Consider the following 26,331-nt stretch of genomic DNA (forward strand, 5'->3'; position numbering starts at 1 on the left):
GTTTCTTTTCTGTCGTAAAGCAATTCCCGTTGGCTCCAGCCCCCAGCGTGGAACAGCGCCATTATCCCCAGCCAAGGCCATACGCCAGCACGACGACCAGCACCGCCATGATACCGTTCCGGAGCGTCATTGAGATCAGCATGATCTCTGTTCCAGTCCACATACCGAATATCGCCACATAGGATGATCCGAGCCAGCGGATGCTCCGGGTCACGCTGGTGAGAATGTTGCCGACGAGCAGGGTAAGAACGATCTCCTGCCAGGTCATGTCCCCTGTAGCGAGCAGGGCAGACGCGACGCTTGCACCTGCAACAAAACTACCGAACTGAGCAGCGATAATGGCAAAGCCTTCTGGGGGGACCGGGAAGAAACCGCCTGCCCCCTGCATCATCTCAGCAAGACGTTCGAATGTACCTGCGTTGATGAGAAAGGCGACGATGACGATAGTGGGGACGGTGACTTTGAGCAGGCGTATCAGGGTTTTCCAGGAAGAGGCACCTGCCTCCCGCAGAGCGTCACGGAACGAACCAGCAACCGGCTCCTCCACAGACCGGATCTGAACGGGTGGAGGGGGTGTGAGGACGACCCGCCCGGCGACCATGATGACCGCGGTCTTTGCAAGCCCTACCAGCATCAGCAGACCGAAATAGATGAGACCAGGGATACCGAGAAGCGGGATGTAGACCGGGATGAGGTAGCGCCAGTGCATAACGACCGTCGGAAACGAATTCATGACGGCAGCGAGGACAAGTTCGCGTCTCGTGATAATATCCTTCGTAGGGTAATCCACCAGCATGGCATTGGCGGCAGGAGGCGAGACAAAGGCCATAAGAAAACGGGTGCCGCATTCCTCATGGAGGCAGGCGAATGTGGTTAGCGGACGGGAGAGAACTGCAATCCTCCCGGCAACCTTCAGGGCGACGAGCACCTCGGCGAGAAAGACGCCGACGACCATCATCGGGACCATCTCGCCGAGCAGATCGACTGCCAGCGTCACCGCCTGAATGATACTGTCGTACATGGCTCTTCAAAACGCTGTCGCGCGGGGGAGATGTGATAACCATATACCTGAAAGGCATTCAATGCTTGTTTCAGGCAATAAAAATTACACAAAGTAAGAATTAATTTGAGTAATTGTAATAATCAGCCGGGGACGCCCGCGAGCATCCAGGAGGCATGCGCACACAAAATATTATTTTCGAATGAAAAGGTAATAATACCGTAAAAAATAGTATAAATCATGCAACTGCCACCGCACAAACGCGAAAATGTCCTGCCGCTCCCCGTGGTGCTGATCTCCACGATCTCGAAGTCCGGGATCCGCAACGCCGCTCCGTGGGGCAACATAACGCCGATTCTCCGGCCACTCGACGAGATCGTCCTTGCTTCCTGGCTGCGGCGCGATACCCTCGACAACATCAGGGAGACCGGCGAGTTCGTCGTCAACGTGCCGCCGGCGACGATGATCGAAGAGGTGATGATCTGCGCCCGGAATTACCCGCCCGAGATCGACGAGTTCGTTGAGGCAAACCTCACGCCCCGCCCCTCCACCGTCGTCGCCCCTCCCGGCATCGAAGGATCGGTCGCGTGGATGGAATGCCAGCTCGTTGAAGAGATCCTCAGGGAAAAGTACGCCCTGGTCATCGGCAAAGTTGTTCACCTTGAGGTGAACGACCGCTACGCTACCGGAAAAGGAGATATCGACATCGAATCCGCACGGCCACTCTCCATGGTCTGCAGCAACGACGGCATTCGCTACACCCGTCCGGTCGATGCAGGGCGGTTCGCGCCCTACGCAGAGATGTTCATCAGGAAACCCTGATCGGCCTCTGGAATCAGCCGTAGCAAAGATGTGTACAGGGACAGTTCGAGATCATCACCATCATAAAAAGGAAAGATATGCATGGAATCAATTGACTGGAATGATGTATGGAAAGACCAGCGGAAAAGGCACAACGAGGCGAACAGAAACTCCCCTGATGCAAGTTTCTGGGATACAAAAGATGCAGCCCGCAGATTCTACAGAATGGCTCAGGAGAATAAGGGAGAACGGATCCAGAAGACCCTGAAAGATCTCCCCTTAACGCCCTCATCGCGTGTGCTCGACGTCGGTTCAGGTCCGGGCGCCCTTGCCATTCCCATCGCCAGGCAGGTCGACCATGTCACAGCCGTTGAGCCCTCAGAGGGCATGTGCTCGGTTCTTGAGGAGATGAACGGTGAGGAGGAGATCGGCAACATCGATGTTGTACAGAAACGGTGGGAGGACACCAGCGTCGCGGAGGATCTCAGCCCGCCGTATGATATCGTCTTTGCGTCCTACTCTCTTGACGTTCCCGACATCAGAGACGCCATCAGGAAGCTGGAGGAGGCGTCCTCCCGCTATGTGTATATCTACTGGTTTGCCGGGGAAACGTCGTGGGACGCGATGTCACGGGAACTCTGGCCTCTCCTCCATGGATCGTCGTTCATCCCCTCTCCAAAATGCGACATCATCTACAACGTGCTGTATTCGATGGCCATCTACCCGAACATCGAGGTATTCCCTTTCAGGCACATCAACCGGTTTGCAGACCTTGCTGAGGCGGTCAACCACTTTGGCTCGCGGTGCTTTGTCGAGACGGATGAGCAGAGGGAGATCCTCAGGCAGTACCTGAGCAGTCATGCCCGGACAGACGGGGATACCGTCATCGTGCCCGGACATTCGACCCGGGTGAAGATGTGGTGGGAGAGGGCGGATTCACCCATCTAACTTTCTTTAACTTGCGGGGGCTTTCAGGGCGGAGCGGAATGTCAGGGTGCTCGAACCGTGAGAACATCGTGAAAAAGTCGCTCCGCCCCACAAGATAAAAATGACAAATCATTAATATCCAACCGAATAACATCCCACGATGAAATCAAGAGTGCTGCTGCCGTTCGGTGCCCTCTGCCTGGCCCTCATCCTCTCCACCGGATGTACCGGGACAGGCGGCGGGGCGGATCTCTCCTCGCTGACCTATGTGACCGAGGACTATCCCCCCTATAACTACATGGACAGCGGCAGCGTCACCGGGATTGCCGTGGACATCCTCAAGGAGATCGCCGCAGATGCCGGAACGCCGATCCCTGCCGGGAAGATCCGGATGATGAAATGGGACGAGGCCTACAACACCGCACTATCAACACCGAATACCGTTATTTTCTCCATCACCCGACTGCCCGGGCGAGAAGCGGATTTCAAATGGGCAGGTCCGTTTGCAACACAAAAAATGGTGCTCTTCGCCCCAAAATCATCCAGCATCACCATAAACGGACCTGAAGACCTGAAGAATTACACTATCGGCGTCGTAACAAACGATGCGGCGATCGGACAGTTGAAGGCCCTCGGTGTCCCGCAGAAGAATATGCTGGCCGACCAGAATCCTGCAGTGATCATCAAAAGTCTTCAGGACGGCCGGATCGATCTCTGGTGCTACGGACAGGAGGCAGGAACGATCGCTGCCAGAAAAGCCACCGGATCCGCCTCATTCATGGAACCGGTCTATACCCTCGACTGCTATGACCTGTATTATGCGTTCAACCGAAACACACCTGATCCGGTGGTGGCGCTCTTCCAGCAGGGACTCGATTCGATGATAGCCGGCGACAATCAATCCGGGACGAGCACCTACGAGGAGATCCTGAAGCGGCACGTATCCTCATAATCCCACAAACCCCTCATTTTTCCAGCAGAGCCGTCCAGATACCCGACGCATCAAAAATGATACCTTCGAAAAAATTCGTAGTGAACGCCAGAAATATCTATCAGCACGCCAAAAGAGCGGGCATGAAACAGAATCGTGCCGGCCTCGTGCTCCTGGCATCGGTGGTTGTCATCGCCACAGTCCTTGCCGGATGCACCGGGGTTCAGGATGCGGCATCTCCGGGGCCCACGCCTCCGGCCGGGGAGGATATCCCGGAGGCCGGGGAAAACGACAGCGTGGCCGCCGGAAACAACCGGTTCGCCTTTGACCTGTATCAGCAGTTGAGAAACGATCCCGCGTACACAGAAGAAAACCTCTTCTTCTCGCCGTACAGCATCTCGTCTGCCCTTGCGATCACCTGCGAGGGCGCCCGCAACAGGACCGCCGATGAGATCAGGACGGTCTTCCATCTCCCGGCAGACGCCGATGCTCGCCGGGAAGGGTTTATGGCGATCGATGCGAGGATCAACAGCGCGGATGCCGGATACACCCTGCGGACGGCAAACGCCCTGTGGGCTGAGGAGACCTATTCATTCCTCCCTGACTACATCGAGACCGCCGGGCGTTATTATGGTGCGAACGTCACCAACCTCGATTTCACCACCCAGCCCGAGGCGTCGCGCGCCACGATCAACCGCTGGGTGGAGGATAAGACGAACGACCTGATCAAGAACCTCCTGCCCGAGGGTTCCATCAGTCCGATGACCAGGCTGGTGATCACCAACGCGATCTATTTCAAGGGGACGTGGGTGAAGCAGTTCGAAAAGAACAACACGGTCGAGGCCCCCTTCTGGAAAGGGCCGGGCGAGAGCGTGCGCGTCCCGATGATGCAGCGGACCGACGAAGAGGCGATCTACGGCTATGCCGAGACCGATGACCTCCAGGTGCTCGAGATGCCCTATGCCCACGAGAGCGGCACAGGTCTCTCCATGCTCGTCATCCTCCCCCAGGACCTCCAGGCAGCCGAGGCGTCGCTCGACGCACAGAAGATTGCCGACCTGCGGCAATCCCTGACCGAGCAGCGCGTGAACGTATTCTTCCCGAAATTCTCGCTTGGGACGACATACCCGCTGGCCGGGACGCTTGCTGCGATGGGGATGCCGACCGCCTTCACCGACGCCGCCGACCTCTCGGGAATGGACGGCACACAGAATCTGTTCGTCAGCAGCGTCGTCCACAAGGCGTTTGTGGACGTGAACGAGGAGGGCACCGAGGCAGCCGCCGCCACCGGGGTGATCATCAACATGAAGACCTCGCTCGGCGGGGATGAGACGCCGGTCTTCAGGGCCGATCATCCGTTCATCTTCTGCATTGTCGAGAACGATACCGGGGCGATCCTCTTCATGGGGCGGGTCATGGACCCGGTCAGCCCCTGAAGCCCAGGGCAGCGCTCCACCTTTTTTTCGCAGGGTGAGGACGGTGACGACCGCTGGCCCTGCCAAAATCCGACTCGTTTATCCCGTTTTCTCATCAACAGATGCTTCGCCTGGCCCGTCCCCGCATATCCAGGGGCAATCATGCGCGGGGGTCCGGGGGTGCAACCCCCGGGCAGAGGCGACCTTCGCATTTTCTTGTACCATCTCTTCGCACCTGGGGTGAGGGTTCCTGAAACTCGATCAGACCTCACCGGAAGGGCCTGCTGCCCCACAGACCTGTGATTGAGGCAGGGACAGAGATATCAGTTCCAGGATCTCCTCAAACGAGGCGTTCTCCCGAACCCATACACTTCTGCCCGTATAGTTCAGACCTTCGGTGGCGCGGAGGTTCTCGAGGTCATAGACTCGCGGGCCGTACTGGTATCCGGCTGCCTGATACCACCATCCCGGATACCCGGGTTCATCCACCGCCCCGGTCCCGGGGTCGGTGATCAGCCCGTTTGCATATTTCACGATCAGCATCCTCGAGAGATCCTGCCATTCCTCGATGATCTCGTCTCCCCGTGCAACGGTGACGTTTGTGAGAAGACGCCGTGCAGCGGCCTCGTCCCCCTTTGCGATGAGGGCGGTCGCTTCAGCGTCGGTCTGGCGCACCCGTTCGATCGATTCTGCTTCAAGTTCGGCCTGCTTTGATCTGATATCCTCGATCATCGCATCGTACCTGAGCATCGCCCAGTTCGTGACAAAATCAAATGTCCAGTAGGCGGCATCGGGGTCGTATACCGTCCTCGTCCCGGACGTGTATGAGCGCGAGAGATTTTCAGAACCTGCGTAGATCGGGGCGTACACCGTCTCATATGCGATTGCAGGACCGAACCAGAGCACGCCGCCGACCGGGTCAGGGAGACCGGAGCGCGCCTCTGCAACATAGCTGTAACTGCAGAATATCGCCGATACCGGCCGCGGATTCGCACCGGCACGCACCTCAATGAACGTCTCGTTCTGGAAATCGGTGTGCGCATCGGCGGGTCCGAGGGAGCGGTACGGGTTCCCGAACGGCCCTGCGGCGATCCCTCCGGTCAGGTCAAAGGCTGTTCCCTCATAGTGGTCCCTGAAGAGGGAGAGGGCGGTGGTGAGGTTCACCTTCCTGTCGGGTGCGACCGTGAACGGCAGCGCGTCCGTATACGAGTCCTGCACGTACGGGTTCAGGTTCAGCGAGGGGGCGAGCCTGTTCTGGATGCTCCAGACCCGCATCAGCGAATAGTAGGGATGAGAGTATTCACCGTAACTCGTCACCTCAAGCCAGTCGAACGCCCCGTCTGAGGGTGACCAGAGCCCGTAGTCCTCAGCGATTGCAAAGAGGTCATGCGCATACAGCATGTCAGGGTCGCCCTCCCGGACCGTGCGGATCCGAAACTCGTTGCCCGCGACAAAAACTTCGCCGTCCGGTATCCTCTCCGCGACCCAGAGACCGCCCGTGCCCGACGGGCTGCAGCACATCTCGATGACCCACGCCTCCTCCGGGTCGGCAAAGATGAGCGTCTCGCCGGTCCCGTAATAGCCATAGGTCTCGATGAGGGCGCCGGTCAGTTCGATGGCTTCCCGTGCTGTTCGGCAGCGTTCAAGAGCCACATTGGAGAGCTCCGAGGAGTAAAAGATCCTCCTGCCCTCCTCTGCATCGAGCTGGATCCTGGCATAGTCGGTGCACTCGGCGCTCAGGAGCTGGTGCTCGTTCATCATCCCGTAGGAGGCGGTGTAGTAGCCATAGGTGTGCGGCACCTGATCGATGGAGCCGAGGATCCACCCAGAAGCGTCTCCGTCTTTGTTTCCAGCGGCGTCTGATCCGCTGTCAGGATCGAAGAGGACCGGCCTCTTCGCCCCGGCCGGATGATCGGCCGCGGGGATAGAGGTAACGCTGATGTCGTCGATGTTCCGCCAGTCGGTTCCGACGCCGTCGTTGGTGTGGCCGAGATACATGGCAGCGTCCTCTGAGGCGCCGGGCGTCACCGCAAAGATCGTGCACGCCGATACGGGTGCAGATAAAAGAAAAAGCACGAGTGCGAAGAAAATCGTTACAAGACACAATTGCGATCTGACGAACAATGGATCCATACAAAAATGAGGCGTCCACCGATTAAAAAGAGTGTTTATTTGACCCTTCGCTCACAGCCCCGGACCGGTACAGGCCATTTTTCACTTCCCTACCATCACCGCCCCGCATTTCGGGCACTTCATCTCCCGGCAGGGAACACCCCTGGTCTTTGACACTTCCTCGCCGCATGACGGGCATATACATGCTTCAGGCGGCACCCCCCGCCGCCCGAGCCCCCGCCCGGGCGGCCCTCTCTGGCCATCAGTCATAGCAGATTCACCCCGGACGGCAGATAGTCGCGGCCGGGAGATATATCTGGTGGTCAGGGCAGGCAGGGTTGCACACACAACAGTTGCGCGCACAACCATTATCCCTCCAGGGCGCCAAACCTGATCTCCATGTACCAGCCGCGCGAGACCGTCCCCCTCGGGGCCCTTGTCTCCATCATCCACCGGACCCACCACATCGTCATCGACGAGCGGATGAGACAGTTCGGCCTCTCCTCAGGGCAACTCTTCACCCTCCTCCACCTCGCGCACGAACAGGGGATCACCCAGGACACCCTGGCCCGCCGCTTCCACGTCGACAAGGCGACCATCGCCAGGGCCGTCCGGAAACTCGAGGACGCCGGATATGTCAGCCGCACCGTCAACCCCGGAAACCGTCGCGCAGTCCTCGTCGCTCTCACCGATGCAGGAGAGCGGATCGTACCCGAGATCGTCAGGATCGATCGGCAGTGGGAGGAAGAGATCTGCGCCGGACTCACCGGAGACGAACGCCTCACAATGCAGACACTCCTCAGGAAAATCGCACGCAACAGCCTCACCATGACCCGGGCAACAGGAGACAGCGACTATGCAGAACACTGGACAAGAACCCTCTGAGCGGACGGGAACAACAGAGGGCGTCGCCCTCCTCACCGGCGACCCCAAGCGGGCGATCCTCAAACTCTCGGTCCCGATGATCGCCGCCATGCTCCTGATGTCGACCTACAACCTGGTCGATGCGATCTGGGTCGCGGGCCTCGGATCCGACGCCCTGGCCGCCGTCGGGTTCATGACCCCGGTCTTCATGATCCTCATGGGGCTTTCCGTCGGCCTCGGGGCCGGGGTCACCTCCGCGATCGCCCGGCGTATCGGGGCCGGGAACAGAGAAGGGGCCGACAACACCGCAGTCCACGCCATCCTCCTCTCTCTGGTGCTCTCCGCGGCCCTCACCCTCCCCCTCATCCTCCTCGCAGGCCCGGTCGCCGTCCTCCTCGGCGCCGGCGATACGGCCGGGCTTGCAACGGTGTACGGGCAGACCCTCTTCACCGGCACCGTCTTCGTCCTCTTCACCAACATCGCCTACGCCATCCTCAGGGCCGAGGGGGACATGACGCGGACGATGTACGCCATGGGCGCCTCATCGATCATCAACATCGTCCTGGACCCGATCCTCATCTACGGGGCCGGGATGGGGATCGCCGGTGCGGCCCTTGCGACGGTCATCTCAATCGCCCTCGTCTCGGTGGTGATCCTCTTCTGGTTCTTTGTGAGGAAGGACACCTATGTCTCCCTCTCACGGCGGGTGTTCTCGCCCGACCTGAGCACCATCATCGACATCCTGAAAGTGGGCCTGCCGGCAAGCCTCGAGTTCTTCCTGATGTCGGCCCTTGCCATCATCATCAACGCCCTCCTCGTCGGGATCTCAGGGACCGACGCCGTCGCCGTCTACACGACCGGGTGGCGGGTCGTGATGTTTGCGATCATCCCCTTCGTCGGCATCAGCACCGCAGTGGTCTCGGTCGGCGGGGCGGCGTACGGCGCCAGAAAATACGAACATCTCAAGACTGTCCATACCTTCTCGGTCGGGCTCGGCGTGGTGATTGCCATCGCAATGAGCGCCATAACCTGGCTCATCGCCCCGCAGATCGCCCTCATCTTCACCTACTCGCCGGAAAGCGCCCACCTCGCCCCGGGGATCGTCGTTTTTCTTCAGATCATGTGTTTCTTCTACCCCTTTGTGCCGCCGGGCATCATGTCGGGCTCGATCTTCCAGGGGACCGGAAAGGGCACGACCTCGCTTGCGATCAGCGTCCTGCGAAACCTCCTCTTCATCACCCTCTTCACCTGGGCCCTCGCGATCCCGATGGGCATGGGAGAGGCCGGGGTCTGGTGGGGGATCGTCGCAGGCGATATCCTCGGCGGGATCGTCGGCTACCTCTGGGCGCGGCTTTATATCGCCAGGCTCATCGCCACCGCGAATGGCCCGCACACCGCATAACCTTTTTTTCCTCTCACCCCAGCCCAACGTCCAGCACCATCATCACCACAAACCCCACCAGGGCGCCCATGGTGGCAAGGTCGGCATTGCCATGCATCTGGGACTCGGGCACGACATCCTGGACGACGACAAAGATCATGGCGCCCGCAGCAAAGGCGAGGGCGTACGGGAGGATCGGGGCGGCAAAAATAACCGCCACCGCACCGAACAGGGCGGCGACCGGTTCGACAACGCCGGATAACTGCCCGTACCAGAAACTCTTCATCTGCGTGAGCCCCTCCCGCCGCAACGGGATGGAGACCGCCATCCCTTCAGGGAAGTTCTGGATCCCGATCCCGAGGGCGAGGGCGAAGGCGGCGGCAAGACTTGCCGTCTCGTGACCGGCCGCCAGCGCCCCGAAGGCGACCCCGACCGCAAGCCCTTCAGGGATGTTGTGGATCGTGACGGCAAGGATCAGGAGGGTGAGCCGGTGCCAGGATGTCGTCGGCCCTTCAGTCTCCCCTGAGGGCCGACCAGGATGGAGATGGGGCAGGGCCATGCCGATCCCCCTGAGAAACAGACCGCCGGCGAGAAAACCGGCCGCGGCCGGGATCCACTCGGGGAGCCCGCTCCCCGAGGACATCTCGATCGACGGGAGGAGCAGGGACCAGAACGAGGCGGCGATCATCACCCCGCCGGCAAAGCCGAGCATCCAGTCGAGCACCTTCCGGTCGATCTCCTGCCTGAGAAAGACCGCCGCCGCTCCGAACGCCGTCATTCCCCAGGTGAAGATGCCCGCAAGAAGCGCCTGCAGTGCCGGATTGAGGGCCTGAAACGATTCTATCATGGATGATGTCCCCGGCGGGCGACCGCCCGGTCACCCTCTGATAGATAAAAAGGCGCAGGGGACAGGGCGGGGTGCACCCTCACGACCCCCCCCTCTTCACCGCAGAAACTTCGAGACGAAGGGCGAGGTCTCCCCTCTCCGCAGGAAATGCCCTGACGGCCCCTCGCCCATGAACTCAGAGAACCAGGACTCGTGCTCGATCTCCTCATTGAGAATGGAGAGGGCGAGGTCATAGGTCCGGTGGTCCTTGCCGGCCGTCAGGTTGCAGATATGGGTGTACTGCCTGACCGCACAGCGTTCGGCCTCGGCCAGCACCTTCAGCATCGCCATCGTGTCGGTCGGGTCAGCGGGCAGGCTCGCCGGCGGGCAGCCCGAGACATTGTGGAAATCCACCATATTCTCTGGAAGGTTGCCGCCGAGTTCGTAGATCCTGGGCACGAGCGCCTCGAAATGGTTCCGGTCCTCGATCCGTGCGGTCTCTGCGATCTCCTTGACCGTCTCGCCGTCAAGCCCGATCAGGTTCGCCCGCAGGATCGTGTAATAATAATAGGTGGTCAGTTCGGCCGCGGCGTTCTTCACCAGCAGTTCGATGAGGTGATCGACATCGACCCCTGCGTCCTCCACCATCTGTCGCGTAACTTTAGGATCAAGTCAGGGCTAATCCCCGCCATTTCAATGGCGGGATACAGCCCGTCCACCGATACCATTATAGTTCAATCTTACCTGCAATGATATTGTGCCTAAAGCGTACCGTTACCGACTCTCTCCCGCAAAGTCTCAGGTTACTCTCCTTGAGCAGACTCTTGAGACATGCCGGTGGGTCTACAACGAGACGCTTGCAATGCGAAAGAACGCATGGGAGCAGGAGCAGCGTTCTATCTCCTACTATGAGTCAAAACGCCAGATCCCTCTCTGGAAAAAAGAACGTCCTGAACTCTCCACGGTCTATTCTCAGGTCTTGCAGGATGTTTCCATGCGCGTGGATCTTGCCTTCAAAGCATTCTTCCGGCGCGTAAAAGCAGGAGAAAAAGAACCAGGATTCCCCCGGTTCAAGGGAAGAGGGCGATACGACAGTTTCACGTATCCACAGTATGGCTTCAAAATCGACGGGAACACCCTCACCCTCTCAAAAATAGGGGATCTCCGGGTCGTCCTCCACCGACCTATCGAAGGGACGATCAAGACCCTCACGATCCGGCGGTCAGCAACCAGGAAATGGTATGCCTGCTTTGCGGTCGAGTACGAACCGTCTCCTGTACCGCAGAAGGAGACAACAGTCGGGATCGATGTCGGGCTGGAGTCATTTGCCACCTTCTCAAACGGGGAGAAGATCGAGAACCCGCGGTTCTTCCGTACCGACGAGAAGGCTCTTGCAAAAGCACAGAGGAAACTCTCGAAAGCAGAGAAGGGCACTCCCGAACGGAAGAAAGCCCGGAAGATCGTCGCGCACATCCACGAACGGATCGCCAACAGGCGGCTCAATTTTGCTCATCAGACCTCCCGTCAATTGGTGGATCGGTTCGGTACGATTGTGTTCGAGGATCTAAACGTCAAGAATATGCAGAAGAACCACTATCTGGCAAGAAGCATTGCAGATGTCGCCTGGAATATGTTCATCACGATCACCGGGAGCAAAGCGGAAGAGGCTGGCTCACGCGTGATCCTGGTGAACCCCAGAAACACGTCTCAAATGTGCTCCAGATGTGGAATGATCGTCGCAAAGACACTTTCTGATCGCGTCCATTCCTGCCCGCATTGCGGGCTGGTGATGGATCGCGACCAGAACGCGGCGATCAATATTATGAGATTGGGACTGCAATCTCAGGGGTAACCCGGGATGCCCCCGACTTCAGTCGGGGGAGCAGTCACCCATCTGTGTTTCCCCCCGAAAACACGTGATACTCACGCACCAGCAAGATAGAGGTTTCGAGAGGGGGAAGGGATCGGCCCGGCGAAAGACGCCAGAGCTGCGGGAACGAATGCAAAAAAGGTGGGCCGGGCAGGTGTTCTGAGACCCTCCTGCGACAGGAATAGACGGGACAGAGGAGTGAGATACTGCCCCGGGCACGAGGGGGTCCGGTCAGAAAACAAAATCCAAAAATGATTAACCCTCAAAAACAGATGATCCGTGAACGATACGATGGACACCCTGGAGATATTTGCCCGCCACCACGACACCGTCCAGAGGATCTTCAGATCCCGGCTTCTTCTGCAGATCCTGCTCTCACTGGGGAAAGGGAGCAAAACCCTCGCAGATCTCCGCAGCGTTACCGGAAGCACCTCGCAGTCGATTCTCCCCAGGATCCGGTTCCTGGAGGAGAGACATTATATCGAGAGCCGCAACGACGGCTACGCCCTGACCCCTCAGGGAAAGGTGCTCTCGTCGCAGATCCAGGATTACCTGAGATCAACGATTCTTTTTGACAAAAACCCAAAATTCTGGTCTTCGCATTATCTTGAAGCCATACCGGAACCCTTTCTCTGCGACATCGGCGACCTCGCCGATTCAGAGATCGTGGAGAGTTCAGATGCAGATATCTTCTCAGTCATCCAGTATTTTTTCGAGATGATGAAAGACGCATCGTGGATCCATATCATCTCCTCGTTTATGAGCCATCCCCATGCCGATGCCCTCGGGACAAAGATACAGGCGGGCGTGCCCGTAGAGATGGTGGTCACCGCCAGAATTGCAGAAGAACTCAGGAACGATCCGTTCCGGAAAAAGATGGAGGCGCTTCTGGAGCACCGGCACTTCAGACTCTATGTGGCCCCGGCCCCCCTCCTCATCGGGCTGACGGTGACCGACTCCTTCCTCTCCTTCGGGATGTGCCTGAGGGGGAGCCTGAAATACGACATCTCAAGCGACCTTTTCAGCACCGACACAAAGGCCCTGGCCTGGGGAGAGCGGCTTTTTTCGTATTATAAAGATATTTCAGAGGAATTTTCGCTCTATCCTGCCTGAAAATCGACAGATTCGTCAGAAACCCTTTTTATTCATCAGTCCGCTGAATATTCGCCGAGCGTCCTGACTTCCCGAAAATTAAGCACATAGTCCCAACCTCTCAAGGATCGTCCTCTGCCTCCGCGAGAGCTCCGTCACCATAATCTCACCATTGGCGAGCTTGATCTTCTTGATCTTGGCCAGTTCCAGCAGCATCCCCTCAAGCGTATAGTCCTCCATCAGCCCCGTTTCCTTCATCCACTTCAACAACCGCATCCTCAGGATCAGGCTGATGAAGGTCACAAACAGAAATCCCTTCATCGAAGACTCGTTCTTCGCGTTGAGGGGCATCACCTGAATGTCCTGTTTCAACGTTCGGAACGCCTTCTCCACCGCGTCGCGCTCCCGGTACACCGTGAGACATTCCTGCCAGTCGAGCGAACTGTGGGCGAGGATGATCTGTTTTCCCATTCGGTTTACTCTCTGCGAGACCGCATTCTTCCGGATCTCAACCTGGAATCGGTTGTCGACCACCTGCCATGAAAAGTAGTTCGCCATCTTTCCCGCCCGCTCCTTGAATACTTCTTCAGGCCTGCGCCACCCGGGAATCCGACTCGATTCGAGTTTCGCTTTAAGGTCATGCAGGCGAATGTAGAACAGGTTGCGTTCCGTCTGCTCTCGTTTCAGATCATAATAGCAGAATCCAAAAACCACACTTCCCTGAATCGTCAGGGTAACGGGTTTCACGAAGATCGGATCCTGCTGATATATCTGCAGGTACTGCGGGCTTTCGAGATCCCGCTGTGCTTCCGTCAGCACTTCCTTCACCTGTTTGAGGGTGAGTGGGGCTGGAATGACAAAGGATATCTCTTCCTGAAGGAGTTCCTCCAGGTTTCCCTGGCTGAAAAATCCGCGATCCAGGACCATGGTATAATTGTGGATGCCATGCGCGCCGAGCCTGTGGACGGTGTTCTTCAGCGTGACAACGTCGACGATGCTGCCGGGATAGATATCGTACATGACCGGAATCGCATGCTCGGTGTCGAAGATGAGTGAGAAGTTGATCTGCGGCAGGTCCAGGCCGTCTCGATTATAGCCGTGTTCGAGGAGCGGGATGAGCCGGGAGTAACTTGACAGGCTGGTGATGTCGTAGATCAGGGTTGAGTCGGTACCGATGCCCCTGAGGAGGGAGGTCATGAAAGCGTCGGGAACGCCGCTTTCACCGATTTCGAAGAGGAGTTCGCTGATCCGCTGGCTGGAGAGGGGGAGGTCCGGTTTTGTCAGGAAGAGGGAGGTATCTTCGTACCACGACGCGACCAGGTGCATGGCCAGCGGCCGCACGACCCGGTTCATGGAGAGTGCTAAAATGACGTTTGTTTCGATCTCGCTTGTCAATGATGAGAGATAATCGTCCAGGTGAAGGTCCTTGATGATTGCCAGGAGAGGCAGAAACGGACCGTGAGAATAGGCGTTTGTGGGGACGGAGGCGATGGATGCACCGGCGGTTTCGGTCCGTACTTTGACGGGTTTTCCGTCGATGTTTTTCCCGAGATATCGGGATTTGTGCCGGATCTGCTTTGTTTCGGGGTCGTAGTAGGGGGTGTCTTCGTACCAGTACTCCTTCCCTTTGATACGTTTGATCCGGGTGAGGGGTTTCATATGCTTAATTAATAAGCGCATTATAGATATTAAAATCTTTTGATTGGTGGGGCGAACGAAGAATAGAGGAGTTAAAATACAATTATAATGCGCTTAAAAAACGGGAACTCAGGGTGGGTGCCCTAGGGCGGTGAGATTCTCGAAGGCACGCCTTCACCAAGAAGATGTTCTATGGCGATATCCGAGAAGAAGGGATAGTGTAACGAATTTTCTGTAAAAATAATTTGGCCCTGAATCCAACCTAGATTTGGACAAAGGAGAAACAGGGCCATGGATCCCTTAGCGTTAATCGAAGATTATCTTTCCGATAATGAGAATGGCATGAAGACCCTCATCACCTGGTTCCTCAACCAGGTGATGCTGCTCGAAGCCCTCCACCAGGCGGGAGCCGAGCAGTATGAACGAACCGATGCGCGGAAGGCTCACCGAAACGGCTACAAGAAGCGCTCTCTAAAAACCCGATATGGAGAAACGATCCTCCAGAAACCACAATTCCGAGAGTTCCCCTTCGAAACACAGGTATTTGGACGCTATTCCCGGGTTGAGAAGGCTCTTGAGAATGCTATCTTTGAATCCTACCTTCAGGGAGTCTCAACCCGCCGGATCCAGGAGATTGTTGCTCATTTTGGCATCGAACAACTCTCTCCTGCTTCAGTATCCAGGATAGCAAAGGACCTCGATGAACAGGTCCATGCATTCCTTCAGAGGCCTATTGAACAGGAGATTCCCTATCTCTTTGTGGATGCTTCGTACTACAAAGTCAGAGAGGGACCACGCTACATCACCAAAGCTCTTCTGGTGATCGCCGGTGTTCGAATGGATGGCTACCGGGAAATCCTGGGAGCTAGAATCACTGATTGTGAAAATGAGATGTTCTGGTCGGGATTGTTCGAAGACCTCAAAGAACGAGGATTGGTGGGTGTCAAGATGGTTGTCTCAGATGGTCATGCCGGGATCCAGAAGGCGGCGGAAGCCGCCTTCCTCGGCGCATCGTGGCAGATGTGCTCGGTCCATTGCACCCGGGCGGTTTTAAAGAATATTCCACGGAAACATCAGAAAGAAGTTGCTGAGTCCTTGAAGGAGGCATATGGGGACGAGGAAAGACTTCAGCAGCTTGCAGATGATCTGAACGAACGAGGATATCGGAAAGCGGCCAATACGATCGAGAGATTCATCCCGGGACTTATGAGTTACACGGCGTTCCCGAAAGAGCACGCAAAGCGGATCCGAACGACGAACATGATGGAAAGAGTCAACAAGGAACTGAAACGGAGAACCAAAGTTGTAGGGGCCTTTCCCAATGAAGAGTCACTCCTCAGGCTGGCAGGATCCATCCTGATGGACATCAATGAGGAGTGGGTGACCGGCAGAAGATATTTGACGATGGAGGGGGAATGATCAAACAAGGAGACAGGGCTCAGACGAATTACAGAAGATCTGAAACACTACCGAAGAAGGCTGGGTAGAGATAGAGACACCGTTCTACAAACCCGGGACCATTGAGCACCATGGCCTTGACTACACTCCATGGGTGAGATGATGCTGCCGCGTTTTGGGGATGGCACGGTCGATAACCGGGGCGATGCCGAGGGTGTCGAAGGCACCGGCAACGAGCCCGAGATGGCCGATCGAGATGTTGGAGCCTTCGATGAAGTCAGGAGAGGATGGCACATCAGAGGTTTTTCCTGAAATTACAAGTATATTGCGGTTTGATAATTCGGGGAAGTAGGGGATTTCCTGCGAAAGATGGGATGGAAGACCGACAGAGGCGACCTTCGTCTTCACTTTTGCAGTCGGGTGACCAGAGTTATTCAACACGGCAGTTACATGAAAACAGTTATATAATGTCTAATGAAATCGTAATAAAATGATTATATTTACAGCTCATCTTCTATCCACCATCTTTAATCCAGAATGCGGACGACCATTACATGTATACTGCAGCATTGAATAACTACGAGGAGTTTTTACGATCTGTCAGTATGAGGTCCGAAATTAAATATATGGAAGCATCGATTTCTAAGTTTGGTAGTGCTAACAAAGATATAAGAAGTGTGTCGCTGGTAGCCCCACATCGAATCGAGCTGACGGATGAAACTTGATACCGACGGCGATCCCCCTCTGTTCGAGGAGGTATTCCCACATCGAATTGAGCTGAGGGACGAAACCCTCCATGCATCGTTTTCGCACGTTACCATACTCGAACAGACATTCATCGACAAACTGGTGCAAATCCTTTCAAAGCACTTTGCAAATGGACTTCGGATTAACTCACCGATTGAGTTGGCGCGTTTTAGGTCTTTTGCTGCAGAAGATTGGGGCGAGGAAATCTTGCTGCCTGACGAGGAACTGAAAAGTTATATCGCGGGTTGCGGAACTACCTTCGATGGCAAAGTCTACGCCGTGTCGGCTCAGACAAAAGAACGAATCCGGGAGCTAGTGGAGGAATACTTCGCCGACGGCGCACGAGCCATATTCTTTGCTGAGTTTTATGCCAAGAACGAGAACTGGCTGTTCGGGGCAAGCGTGGTCTCCGAAGATATACTTATTAGCATACTCCGTATGCTGTTCCCAAAACTGTCGTTCACGGAGACCTATTTCGGCTATACAGATGCTTCCGCCTTCGCCGTTCTTGAGAGTGAGATCCTCCGCGTGTGGGGCGACGATGCACTGCTGACCTATAAGCAACTCGCTGAACGGTTACAGTACATACCTCTTGACCGGATAAAATACGCCCTTGGTCAGAACGGCAACTTCATCTGGAGTAGCGTAGAGATCTTCTCGCACGTCAGCCGAATCGACATCACCGACGAGGAACGGGAAGCAATCCGAGAAGCCGCCGCGCGAAAGTGCAACGCTTGCGGCTATGTTTCAATTACAGACTTGCCTTTCGGAGAAATCGAGGAGCGCAACTACGAACTTTCCATTACGGCGGTTCATAACGCTGTTTACCGCATCTGCCTGTCGGACAAGTTCGACAAGAAAGGCAAAATCGTCACGCGCAAAGGCGATGTTTTTGACGCGCTGAGCATCATGAGAGAGTACTGCCAAACTATCGACAAATGTTCACTTGACGACTTGCTGAACTTCGAGAAGAAACTGACAGGCGAGGTTCGCCGTCGGATACCTATGGAGGCGGGCAACACCATTCTGGTTCGTATCGATAAAGACACCTATGTTTCAGACAGGCATGTTCACTTTAACGCTGATATGATCGATGAAGCTATCGAGTTGTTTGTTAAGGGAGACTATCTTCCGCTTAAATCATTCACGACCTTTGGGGCATTCCCCGACTGCGGGCAGGAGTGGAACTTGTTCTTGCTTGAAAGCTACTGTCGACGCTTCAGTCAGAGGTTTCGCTTCGATACCCCGACAGCCAACTCGCGGAATGCCGGAGCGGTCATCCGCAAAAGTTGCAGGATGAACTACACGGAGATTATGACCGATGCTGTAGCGAATGCCGACATCCCATTAAAGAGCACCGTCGTCGGCAAGTTCCTGTACGAGAACGGGTACACGGGCAGAAGCACAACCGCCAAAGTTGGCGAAATCATAGATAAGGCGAAAGTCATACGAGAAAGAAGGAATTGAAGATGTATTCGTATACTTACGACAAGAAAACGGGCGGAATACTCCTTAATTCCTCGCCGACGGGGTTCTCAAAAGAGCCCCGCCCTGTTTACGCACCCGAATTGGACGTGCTGGGCTTTGATAAGTATTGGAAGTATGACAAGCAGACCGACTATCCATATCTGTGGGCGGAGTCTAATTACTACTGGTATCGCGGTAACCTTGTGGCTATGTTAAAGGGCGGTAATCCCTATACTGCACCTGAGATACGCCTTGCTTATGCGTGCAACGAGTACAGAGAGGTAGTGTTTCAGATCTTCTGTAATTCGTCTGAGCCCTGTCTCCTTGTTTGATCATTCCCCCTCCATCGTCAAATATCTTCTGCCGGTCACCCACTCCTCATTGATGTCCATCAGGATGGATCCTGCCAGCCTGAGGAGTGACTCTTCATTGGGAAAGGCCCCTACAACTTTGGTTCTCCGTTTCAGTTCCTTGTTGACTCTTTCCATCATGTTCGTCGTTCGGATCCGCTTTGCGTGCTCTTTCGGGAACGCCGTGTAACTCATAAGTCCCGGGATGAATCTCTCGATCGTATTGGCCGCTTTCCGATATCCTCGTTCGTTCAGATCATCTGCAAGCTGCTGAAGTCTTTCCTCGTCCCCATATGCCTCCTTCAAGGACTCAGCAACTTCTTTCTGATGTTTCCGTGGAATATTCTTTAAAACCGCCCGGGTGCAATGGACCGAGCACATCTGCCACGATGCGCCGAGGAAGGCGGCTTCCGCCGCCTTCTGGATCCCGGCATGACCATCTGAGACAACCATCTTGACACCCACCAATCCTCGTTCTTTGAGGTCTTCGAACAATCCCGACCAGAACATCTCATTTTCACAATCAGTGATTCTAGCTCCCAGGATTTCCCGGTAGCCATCCATTCGAACACCGGCGATCACCAGAAGAGCTTTGGTGATGTAGCGTGGTCCCTCTCTGACTTTGTAGTACGAAGCATCCACAAAGAGATAGGGAATCTCCTGTTCAATAGGCCTCTGAAGGAATGCATGGACCTGTTCATCGAGGTCCTTTGCTATCCTGGATACTGAAGCAGGAGAGAGTTGTTCGATGCCAAAATGAGCAACAATCTCCTGGATCCGGCGGGTTGAGACTCCCTGAAGGTAGGATTCAAAGATAGCATTCTCAAGAGCCTTCTCAACCCGGGAATAGCGTCCAAATACCTGTGTTTCGAAGGGGAACTCTCGGAATTGTGGTTTCTGGAGGATCGTTTCTCCATATCGGGTTTTTAGAGAGCGCTTCTTGTAGCCGTTTCGGTGAGCCTTCCGCGCATCGGTTCGTTCATACTGCTCGGCTCCCGCCTGGTGGAGGGCTTCGAGCAGCATCACCTGGTTGAGGAACCAGGTGATGAGGGTCTTCATGCCATTCTCATTATCGGAAAGATAATCTTCGATTAACGCTAAGGGATCCATGGCCCTGTTTCTCCTTTGTCCAAATCTAGGTTGGATTCAGGGCCAAATTATTTTTACAGAAAATTCGTTACACTATCTACAGAGAAACTCCAAACAGCAAGGCAACCCAGAAGATACTCTGCGAATCACCGGATAAAAATCCGTCCTTTATTGATAAAAAAGGCAATGTGTTCAGCATTGTCAACCCTGAGCCGAACGGTAACTCCCTGCGTCCTGTTGATGTTGCTGCGATGGTCGAAGCAAACCGTGAAATGCTTGAAATCATCGAGCAGACCACGGTCAAAAAAATCTTGGCCATATATACCAAATACAAGAACAAACTCGACTGCTTCCACGTGGCGTTTTCGGGCGGAAAGGACAGTTGTGTCCTACTCGACCTTGTAAAGAAAGCCCTGCCCAAAGGCAGCTTCGTTGTGGTGTTTGGCGACACTGGCATGGAGTTTCCAGACACCTACGAGGTCATCAGGAAAACAGAAAAGCAGTGTGTTAAGGACGAAATACCGTTTTACGTCGCCAAATCCCACCTTAACCCGAAAGAATCGTGGGAACTGTTCGGTCCCCCATCCCGCGCATTACGTTGGTGTTGCTCGGTGCATAAAAGCACCCCGCAAACGTTGAAACTGAGAGAAGTGACCGGCAAAGAAGATTTTATTGGTCTTGATTTTGTTGGAGTTCGGGCGCAGGAGAGCGTTGCTCGAAGTACATACAAGTACGAAAACTATGGGGCAAAGCAAAAGGGTCAGTTTAGCCATAACTCAATACTTGAATGGACATCCGCGGAGGTATGGCTATATATATATGCAAATGATTTGTTGATTAACGAGGCCTATAAAAAGGGTAACGGTCGTGCCGGATGTTTGTTTTGCCCTATGTCGGGTGGCACAAGTGACTACTTGCGGCGAGCAAGTTACCCGAAAGAGATCGACAGCTACATCAATTTGATTAAAAACACCTATGACGAGGACAAGCGAAAGAAAAGCAACACTGAATCGTATATCCTAAACGGCGGTTGGAACGCAAGAAAGAATGGTCGTGAGTTATCGAACAATACGTTCCGATGTATTGAAAAAACTACAAACGGGATTCTGAAAATAACCATTACAGCCCCTGATTCCGACTGGCTGGAATGGATAAAAACACTTGGAGATTTACACGGTGAAAACGGTGATTACTACGTCCAATTTGACGGCGAATGCATACGATTTTCTGTTAAGGCAACAAAGAACGGGTATATTGTAACGATACCCGAAGTTGTACTGAAAGACAGACCTGCATTTGGGAAGATATTCCGGCAAGTATTCCGAAAAGCATCGTATTGCAAAGGTTGTCGAGTTTGCGAAACGAACTGCCGAAATGGATGTATAAGTTTTGTCAATGGCAAAGTCAGAATAAACAACTGTATTCGGTGTCACGAATGCCATGCAATCGATAGCGGCTGTCTATTGTTTCATTCGTTACGCCATCCACAGGGAGGAGGAAAACCAATGAAAAGTCTAAATTCATTCGCCGACCACGCTCCGAAGCCGGAGTGGTTGCGATCATTCTTTGGACTGAAGGATGCGTTCTTTTCGGAACATACTCTGGGACCGATGATGTTCGATATGTTCAGGCGTTTCCTTCGGGATGCTTCCTTAAATGAGAAGAACCACTTCACGCCGTTTGCAGAGTTCATTTCACAGATCGGCTGGGAAACAGACACTGCACAAGGTTTGATTCTTATCAACCTTGTCGCCGAAAACCCACAGATGGAGTGGTATGTCATTAATCTTGATGTCGGCAGACCCTATGCACGTCAGGTCGTCGAAGACATGCTGACAGCCGTTGATATCAAGCCTAAAGATGCTAAGTCAATCGCCAAATCCTATAAGCGTCTGGTCGAAACACCGCTCGGCACGAGCCTACACTGGGGATTTGTCACTGAAGACGGCGACCTCGTCCGCACAAAATGCTCGGTGGGCGATCCGCGTGTGGTCCTGTATGGCTTGTTCAAATTTGCGGAGAAGTGCAACGACTACAAAGAGTTCACGCTCGCTACACTCCTAAACGACAGCATCGACCGCGACGGAATAAGCCCTACACGCATCTTCGGCCTTGACCGCGACGATATGACGCCCATACTTTTAGGGCTGTCAGCAAAATACCCTGAGTTCATCACCGCGTCGTTCACGCATGACCTGGAGAAGATAACACTTGCGAAAGACAAGTCATCCCAAGATGTACTGGACTTGTTTAAGGAGGAGGCAGCAAATGGCTAATAGCAATAAATACCGGGAATATTTCGACATTGACGAAGAATATTTTCCTCAGGTCAATGACTCCGCCATCGCTGCTGCTAGTCCGGACTTCTGGACGCGTACCTACCCACACGACACGTTCATCGAAATGTTGAACAGTATGGAGCGTGTTTTGGCGCGACAGGAGAAGCGTTCCCTCTGGATTGAGGGTGCATACGGCACGGGCAAGTCCCAGTGTGCTTACACCCTGAAAAAGATTCTCGAAGTGCCGGAGGATGAACTCCGCGCATATTGGGACAGATATGAGCCGCTGAAAAAGAAAAGCGACCTGCTCGAAAAGTTCATCGGTCACAAACAAAAGGGCATCGTGACCGCTTATCGCTACGCCTCGGGTATGATCGACTCTCCCCGCGACTTGTTCTTGGCCGTTCAGGAAACCCTGAAGGCTTCGTTGGTCTCTGCGAACCTTTACGCCGGAGAGAATACACTCAAAGAGAGCGTCATCGCTTGGATTGAAGAACCCTCGCACAAACTGTTCTTTGACGCACTTTTGAAAAAACCGGAATGGGCAGCTCTGTTTAGTCAATCCTCCACAGACGAGGTGCTGGACGCCCTTCGCAAAGGCGGCGAGGTCAAGACGCTGATGGACAACATTTTCCGGCTTGCTGATAAAGAGGGTATAACCGCGCTGACCATTGATTCAGACAGACTTATCGCCTGGCTGATCGACATTATTGACCGCAACAATGTAAAAATCATCTTTATTTGGGACGAATTCTCCGATTATTTCAGGAACAACCGCGAGAGCCTTTCAGAATTCCAGAAACTCGCCGAATTAGTAAATTTGAAGCCGTTTTATTTCATCGTCGTTACACATGAGTCCGGGCATTTGTTCACGACCGCTGACACGACTTGGGCAAAAATACGCGACCGATTTATTACTGTTGATATTAAATTGCCGGACAACATCGCTTTCGAACTCATCGGACACGCTTTCAATGTGAAGCCCGTTGCTAAGACAGATTGGGATACATTGGTTGATGGCGACTTGGGAAGCCGAACAAATATCTCCCGTTCTAAAGTTATGGCTGTGGCGAATATTGATAATCCGCAAGTGATGAAGGACATTATGCCGCTCCACCCGATGGCGGCATTGCTCCTCAAAAACATAGCCTCCGCTTTCAAGTCCAATCAGAGAAGTATGTTTGACTTCATCAAGTCCTCAAACACGGATGATGTGAAGGCGTTCCAATGGTTCATTGAAAATACGGGTCCTTTTGACGACCATCCACTTCTTACGGTGGATCTGTTGTGGAACTTTTTTTACGAGAAAGGCCGGGATAACCTCACATCAGACATTCGCCTGATACTGGATACCTTTCCGCAGCAGCAGAATTTGCGTGAGGATGAGAAAGCGGTTCTGAAAGCTATCCTCATTATGCAGGCGATTGACCAGCGGCTCCGCGGCGAGATTGATCTGTTCAAAGCGACCGATCAGAACCTCAGCTATGCCTTTGAGGGCATACCTGACCTGGAGGGAACCAAATCCGCCAATCTTGCGAAAGGGCTTAGGGAAAAAGGCATCCTCGTTTCCAATCCGATAGGCGGCGGACGATATGTTTATGCGGCTGCCGTGCTTGCGGGAGACCAAGCCAAAATCGACGAACACAAGAAAAACGTACGACAAAACAGTACAACCTCGAAATTGGTGACCGAGGGTGGACTTTCTACCGTTTTATCACTTTCTCCCGCTCTTCGTCTGCGATTTGAGTCGGAGCCGGGTACAGGTAAAATCACCCCCGTGACTGCCGCAGATTTTACACGTAATATCAATATCCTCCGCGATAAAACCACGGGGTGGAATTTCCACGCCGTTATCGCCTTTGCCAAGGATGAGGCAGAGGCGGCTACCTTCCGAAAGACTCTTAGAGCAGCGGTCGCCGATAAGCAATACGAAAAGATCGTGTTCATCGATGCGCTTTCCACGCCACTCGGCTCCGAAGCGTTTGAACAATACGTGGACTTTACTGCAATGGCGATGTACTACCAGGGAAGCCTCAACACCCCGTCGAGGGATAATTCAGATAAGGCAAAGCGCGTTTTAGACCCGGACTGGAGAAACCGTATCTACAACGGTCAGTTTATCGTATATACCCATGCCAATCAGGAAGGCGAGAAACTCGGAAACGGTCCAGGCGTGGCAAGCGTTCTTCAGACGATTGTTACGACAAAATTCCCGTATGCATTCGACTTTGCGAGGGGACTCACGGAAAGCCAGTTGAAGATAACTCCGGCTATGAAACAGTCGACAAAAGCAGGTATTACGCAAGTCGCCAGTGGTGTTGTTGGCGGCGTTGAAAAACATGTTTTGCCGACTGTATGGAAGATTGATAATTATTGGGAAAGCCCGACAACTTCTTCCTTACCGATCTCGAAAATTAAGGTTGAAGTCGACAAACACATTAAAAGCGCGTTTGATCGCGACGGGCAAATTTCAATCGGCGAAATCTATGACTTCCTTGAGGATACCTACGGTTTTGCTCCTTGCAATCTCTCGGCGTTCATTGCAGGCTTTTTATTGAAAGAGTACGGCAGCGAACCATATCGTTACAGCGATTCATCCGGCGGCCACGAGCAGATGACGCAGGACAAACTTGCAGAGATGTTGGGTAACTACATCGGCAAATCCCCGAAACCAACCTACATCGTAAAAATGACTGCCGACGAAATGGCGTTTTACGAACTCACCGAAAAGGCGTGGGGTGTTCAGCCTAATTCGTGTTCATCTGCGGGCCAGGCAGCTATTGCGGTAACTGCCAAAATGCGCGGACTGAATTTGCCTGTATGGTGTCTTGAAGAAGTGGATACAGTCGGCATCTTCGATGTGGTTCAGAAGTACAGTGAACTTGTTCAAAAGGAAGGCAACGAGGCTCACAAAAAAGCAGTCGAGATCGGAAAGATTGCGTCTGCAAAACCATCCCTCGCCGATAACTTGTTTGCATTGCTCACAGGTGAAAATTGCCAGGAAGGTATGCGCAAATATCTCCGTTCCTTTGAAGGGGGTAAGGTCCTAGAACTTGCCACGGCAATTGGTGCTGAGGACAATATACTCACCGATATTTCCCGCCTGTTCGGAGTGAAGCACTCGTGCCTGTGGGATAAACAGACCGGCGAGGACGAAATCCGTAAATTGCTGACCGAATATAGCGTAGTCAAAGAGAGCAACGCCATCCTGAACGTTTCGGCCCATTCCTTGACGGAAGCGTTCAAAGAGTGGCGCGAACGGTTGAAGTTCATCGGCATCTCATGCGATGCTTTACGGGCAAAGTACCCTGCTTTGGCAAAATCCCTCGACACGCTCTTGAAAATCTGCAAGCAAGAGGACATATTGCCCGAACAGTTAAAGGCATTCCATTCAGAACTTGTGGCGCACGGTGCGGAAATCAGGGAGTTGTTGAGCAACGACAGGCGCGTCTTTGCTGAGGTTTATGAGCCGTACCTTGAAGACCTGAGTGATGACGATATTGCCGATATTAAATGCAAGTTGCAAACAGGCTTGTTTGAATTGCCGAAAACCGACTGTAACGTCAAAGTGAAAGAGGCTGCCGAAGAATTCCGAAAGAACCAGTTGAAGTCGCAACTCTTCCGCTTGTGGAAAGACAAGACGGGAACGAAAAATCCGCTCGAATGGTCGAGCCGCTACAGGACGCCCATCCTATGCTGTGTCTCCGAGGCTGAGTATGAGAAGGCTAAAAAGGCATTTGAAACCCTTAACCGCAATGGGGGAACAGATGCCGAAATAAAAGCTTCTCTCGCTTTCTTGGAATCCACTACGCTGTTTGATGTCCTTTCGGATGATGACAAGCGGAACACAGCATTCAACCGGGATATCGTTGGCGAATACAGTGCGTTGCTTCCAGACCTCGATAAGGTAAGGGATACCCTAGATCATCTTTCTGTCGATACTTACGATTGGCGTGATAATCCGAGCGTTAAGAGCAAGGTGAAGCGACTTGCCGAAGCCGAGTACAACGCGGGCGGCAGCGACAGGGTCCTCCTGAAAATCGATGAGATGGACGATGCCCAGTTAAAGCAATATCTCAAACGGCTTGTCAAGGACAGCATTACGGTCGGCATTGAAATACTGGCGAATGAAAGCAGGAAATAG

The 26,331-nt window shown here is 54.1% G+C and carries 18 protein-coding genes and 2 pseudogenes; 13 read left to right on the top strand and 7 right to left on the bottom strand.

What is annotated here, in order from left to right; all coding sequences use genetic code 11:
- Positions 1-61: 61 nt before the first annotated feature.
- Positions 62-1,021 carry a nucleoside recognition protein gene (locus HWN36_RS06230; RefSeq protein ID WP_176788560.1) on the bottom strand — a complete coding sequence of 320 codons (960 nt, stop codon included), beginning with the start codon at positions 1,019-1,021 and terminating at the stop codon, positions 62-64.
- A gap of 219 nt (positions 1,022-1,240) precedes the next feature.
- Here HWN36_RS06230 and HWN36_RS06235 point away from each other — a divergent pair, with 219 nt between their 5' ends.
- From HWN36_RS06235 to HWN36_RS06250, 4 genes are all read left to right on the top strand, one after another.
- Positions 1,241-1,822 carry a flavin reductase family protein gene (locus HWN36_RS06235; protein ID WP_176788561.1) on the top strand — a complete coding sequence of 194 codons (582 nt, stop codon included), beginning with the start codon at positions 1,241-1,243 and terminating at the stop codon, positions 1,820-1,822.
- A 204-nt stretch (positions 1,823-2,026) separates the two neighbouring features.
- Positions 2,027-2,749: a class I SAM-dependent methyltransferase gene (locus tag HWN36_RS06240; RefSeq protein ID WP_218133201.1), complete on the top strand. Its 723-nt coding sequence runs from the start codon at positions 2,027-2,029 to the stop codon at positions 2,747-2,749.
- Positions 2,750-2,888: 139 nt separating this feature from the next.
- On the top strand, positions 2,889-3,680 hold the full coding sequence (locus tag HWN36_RS06245) for a substrate-binding periplasmic protein (RefSeq protein ID WP_176788563.1): 792 nt from the start codon (positions 2,889-2,891) through the stop codon (positions 3,678-3,680).
- Between the two features lie 122 nt (positions 3,681-3,802).
- Positions 3,803-5,095, top strand: coding sequence for a serpin family protein (locus HWN36_RS06250; RefSeq protein ID WP_176788564.1), 1,293 nt, complete (start codon positions 3,803-3,805; stop codon positions 5,093-5,095).
- A gap of 240 nt (positions 5,096-5,335) precedes the next feature.
- Here HWN36_RS06250 and HWN36_RS06255 read toward each other — a convergent pair whose 3' ends face one another.
- Positions 5,336-7,150 carry a dipeptidase gene (locus tag HWN36_RS06255; RefSeq protein ID WP_343044940.1) on the bottom strand — a complete coding sequence of 605 codons (1,815 nt, stop codon included), beginning with the start codon at positions 7,148-7,150 and terminating at the stop codon, positions 5,336-5,338.
- Between the two features lie 435 nt (positions 7,151-7,585).
- On the opposite strand from HWN36_RS06255, the gene HWN36_RS06265 reads away from it, so the two are divergent.
- Entirely contained in the window at positions 7,586-8,071 is a 486-nt protein-coding gene (locus HWN36_RS06265; RefSeq protein WP_176788567.1) for a MarR family winged helix-turn-helix transcriptional regulator, read from the top strand.
- A complete protein-coding gene (locus HWN36_RS06270; RefSeq protein ID WP_176788568.1) occupies positions 8,043-9,452 on the top strand; it encodes an MATE family efflux transporter in 1,410 nt (469 codons plus the stop codon). Before HWN36_RS06265 ends, HWN36_RS06270 begins: the two co-directional genes overlap by 29 nt.
- Before the next feature lie 13 nt (positions 9,453-9,465).
- On the opposite strand, the gene HWN36_RS06275 is transcribed toward HWN36_RS06270, so the two are convergent.
- Together HWN36_RS06275 and dps are read right to left on the bottom strand one after the other, a co-directional pair.
- Positions 9,466-10,278: a ZIP family metal transporter gene (locus HWN36_RS06275; protein ID WP_176788569.1), complete on the bottom strand. Its 813-nt coding sequence runs from the start codon at positions 10,276-10,278 to the stop codon at positions 9,466-9,468.
- Between the two features lie 96 nt (positions 10,279-10,374).
- Positions 10,375-10,908: pseudogene (gene dps / locus HWN36_RS06280) on the bottom strand (DNA protection during starvation protein); the annotation flags it as partial.
- Positions 10,909-11,014: 106 nt separating this feature from the next.
- Between dps and HWN36_RS06285 the strand changes: the two are divergent.
- Positions 11,015-12,109: an RNA-guided endonuclease InsQ/TnpB family protein gene (locus tag HWN36_RS06285; protein WP_176788571.1), complete on the top strand. Its 1,095-nt coding sequence runs from the start codon at positions 11,015-11,017 to the stop codon at positions 12,107-12,109.
- A 297-nt stretch (positions 12,110-12,406) separates the two neighbouring features.
- Positions 12,407-13,240, top strand: a complete 834-nt coding sequence (locus HWN36_RS12265; protein WP_176788572.1) for a transcriptional regulator FilR1 domain-containing protein — start codon at positions 12,407-12,409, stop codon at positions 13,238-13,240.
- A gap of 78 nt (positions 13,241-13,318) precedes the next feature.
- Here the strand turns inward: HWN36_RS12265 and HWN36_RS06295 are convergent, their stop codons facing one another.
- Complete coding sequence (locus tag HWN36_RS06295) at positions 13,319-14,878, bottom strand: IS1634 family transposase (protein ID WP_176788573.1); 1,560 nt, start codon at positions 14,876-14,878, stop codon at positions 13,319-13,321.
- A gap of 270 nt (positions 14,879-15,148) precedes the next feature.
- Here HWN36_RS06295 and HWN36_RS06300 point away from each other — a divergent pair, with 270 nt between their 5' ends.
- Complete coding sequence (locus tag HWN36_RS06300; RefSeq protein WP_176787304.1) at positions 15,149-16,276, top strand: IS256 family transposase; 1,128 nt, start codon at positions 15,149-15,151, stop codon at positions 16,274-16,276.
- A gap of 52 nt (positions 16,277-16,328) precedes the next feature.
- On the opposite strand, the pseudogene HWN36_RS12005 reads toward HWN36_RS06300, so the two are convergent.
- Positions 16,329-16,528 (bottom strand): annotated as a pseudogene (locus tag HWN36_RS12005) (DUF4277 domain-containing protein); the annotation flags it as partial.
- Between the two features lie 441 nt (positions 16,529-16,969).
- Here HWN36_RS12005 and HWN36_RS06310 point away from each other — a divergent pair.
- Both HWN36_RS06310 and HWN36_RS11810 read left to right on the top strand, forming a co-directional pair.
- Positions 16,970-18,469: a hypothetical protein gene (locus tag HWN36_RS06310; protein ID WP_176788575.1), complete on the top strand. Its 1,500-nt coding sequence runs from the start codon at positions 16,970-16,972 to the stop codon at positions 18,467-18,469.
- Between the two features lie 2 nt (positions 18,470-18,471).
- Positions 18,472-18,801 carry a hypothetical protein gene (locus HWN36_RS11810; RefSeq protein ID WP_218133203.1) on the top strand — a complete coding sequence of 110 codons (330 nt, stop codon included), beginning with the start codon at positions 18,472-18,474 and terminating at the stop codon, positions 18,799-18,801.
- On the opposite strand, the gene HWN36_RS06315 is transcribed toward HWN36_RS11810, so the two are convergent.
- Entirely contained in the window at positions 18,802-19,929 is a 1,128-nt protein-coding gene (locus tag HWN36_RS06315; protein WP_176787304.1) for an IS256 family transposase, read from the bottom strand. It lies immediately after the preceding gene.
- 167 nt (positions 19,930-20,096) lie between these two features.
- Here HWN36_RS06315 and HWN36_RS06320 point away from each other — a divergent pair, with 167 nt between their 5' ends.
- The gene (locus HWN36_RS06320; protein WP_176788576.1) at positions 20,097-22,184 is read left to right on the top strand and encodes a phosphoadenosine phosphosulfate reductase domain-containing protein; all 2,088 of its coding nucleotides are present in this window, start codon (positions 20,097-20,099) and stop codon (positions 22,182-22,184) included.
- Positions 22,177-26,331 (top strand): hypothetical protein, encoded by a 4,155-nt coding sequence (locus tag HWN36_RS06325; RefSeq protein ID WP_176788577.1) that lies wholly within the window; start codon positions 22,177-22,179, stop codon positions 26,329-26,331. The genes HWN36_RS06320 and HWN36_RS06325 overlap by 8 nt, the downstream gene beginning before the upstream one ends.

The organism is Methanofollis tationis (assembly GCF_013377755.1).
In the GTDB taxonomy this organism is placed as follows: domain Archaea; phylum Halobacteriota; class Methanomicrobia; order Methanomicrobiales; family Methanofollaceae; genus Methanofollis; species Methanofollis tationis.

Coding starts and splice junctions, on each gene's coding strand:
- HWN36_RS06300 (WP_176787304.1), top strand. CDS start 15,149: ATGGATCCCTTAGCGTTAATCGAAGATTATCTTTCCGATAATGAGAAT.
- HWN36_RS06270 (WP_176788568.1), top strand. CDS start 8,043: ATGCAGAACACTGGACAAGAACCCTCTGAGCGGACGGGAACAACAGAG.
- HWN36_RS06275 (WP_176788569.1), bottom strand. CDS start 10,278: ATGATAGAATCGTTTCAGGCCCTCAATCCGGCACTGCAGGCGCTTCTT.
- HWN36_RS06325 (WP_176788577.1), top strand. CDS start 22,177: ATGGCTAATAGCAATAAATACCGGGAATATTTCGACATTGACGAAGAA.
- HWN36_RS06250 (WP_176788564.1), top strand. CDS start 3,803: ATGAAACAGAATCGTGCCGGCCTCGTGCTCCTGGCATCGGTGGTTGTC.
- HWN36_RS06315 (WP_176787304.1), bottom strand. CDS start 19,929: ATGGATCCCTTAGCGTTAATCGAAGATTATCTTTCCGATAATGAGAAT.
- HWN36_RS06245 (WP_176788563.1), top strand. CDS start 2,889: ATGAAATCAAGAGTGCTGCTGCCGTTCGGTGCCCTCTGCCTGGCCCTC.
- HWN36_RS06230 (WP_176788560.1), bottom strand. CDS start 1,021: ATGTACGACAGTATCATTCAGGCGGTGACGCTGGCAGTCGATCTGCTC.
- HWN36_RS06240 (WP_218133201.1), top strand. CDS start 2,027: ATGGCTCAGGAGAATAAGGGAGAACGGATCCAGAAGACCCTGAAAGAT.
- HWN36_RS06310 (WP_176788575.1), top strand. CDS start 16,970: ATGAAACTTGATACCGACGGCGATCCCCCTCTGTTCGAGGAGGTATTC.
- HWN36_RS06235 (WP_176788561.1), top strand. CDS start 1,241: ATGCAACTGCCACCGCACAAACGCGAAAATGTCCTGCCGCTCCCCGTG.
- HWN36_RS06295 (WP_176788573.1), bottom strand. CDS start 14,878: ATGAAACCCCTCACCCGGATCAAACGTATCAAAGGGAAGGAGTACTGG.
- HWN36_RS06265 (WP_176788567.1), top strand. CDS start 7,586: ATGTACCAGCCGCGCGAGACCGTCCCCCTCGGGGCCCTTGTCTCCATC.
- HWN36_RS11810 (WP_218133203.1), top strand. CDS start 18,472: ATGTATTCGTATACTTACGACAAGAAAACGGGCGGAATACTCCTTAAT.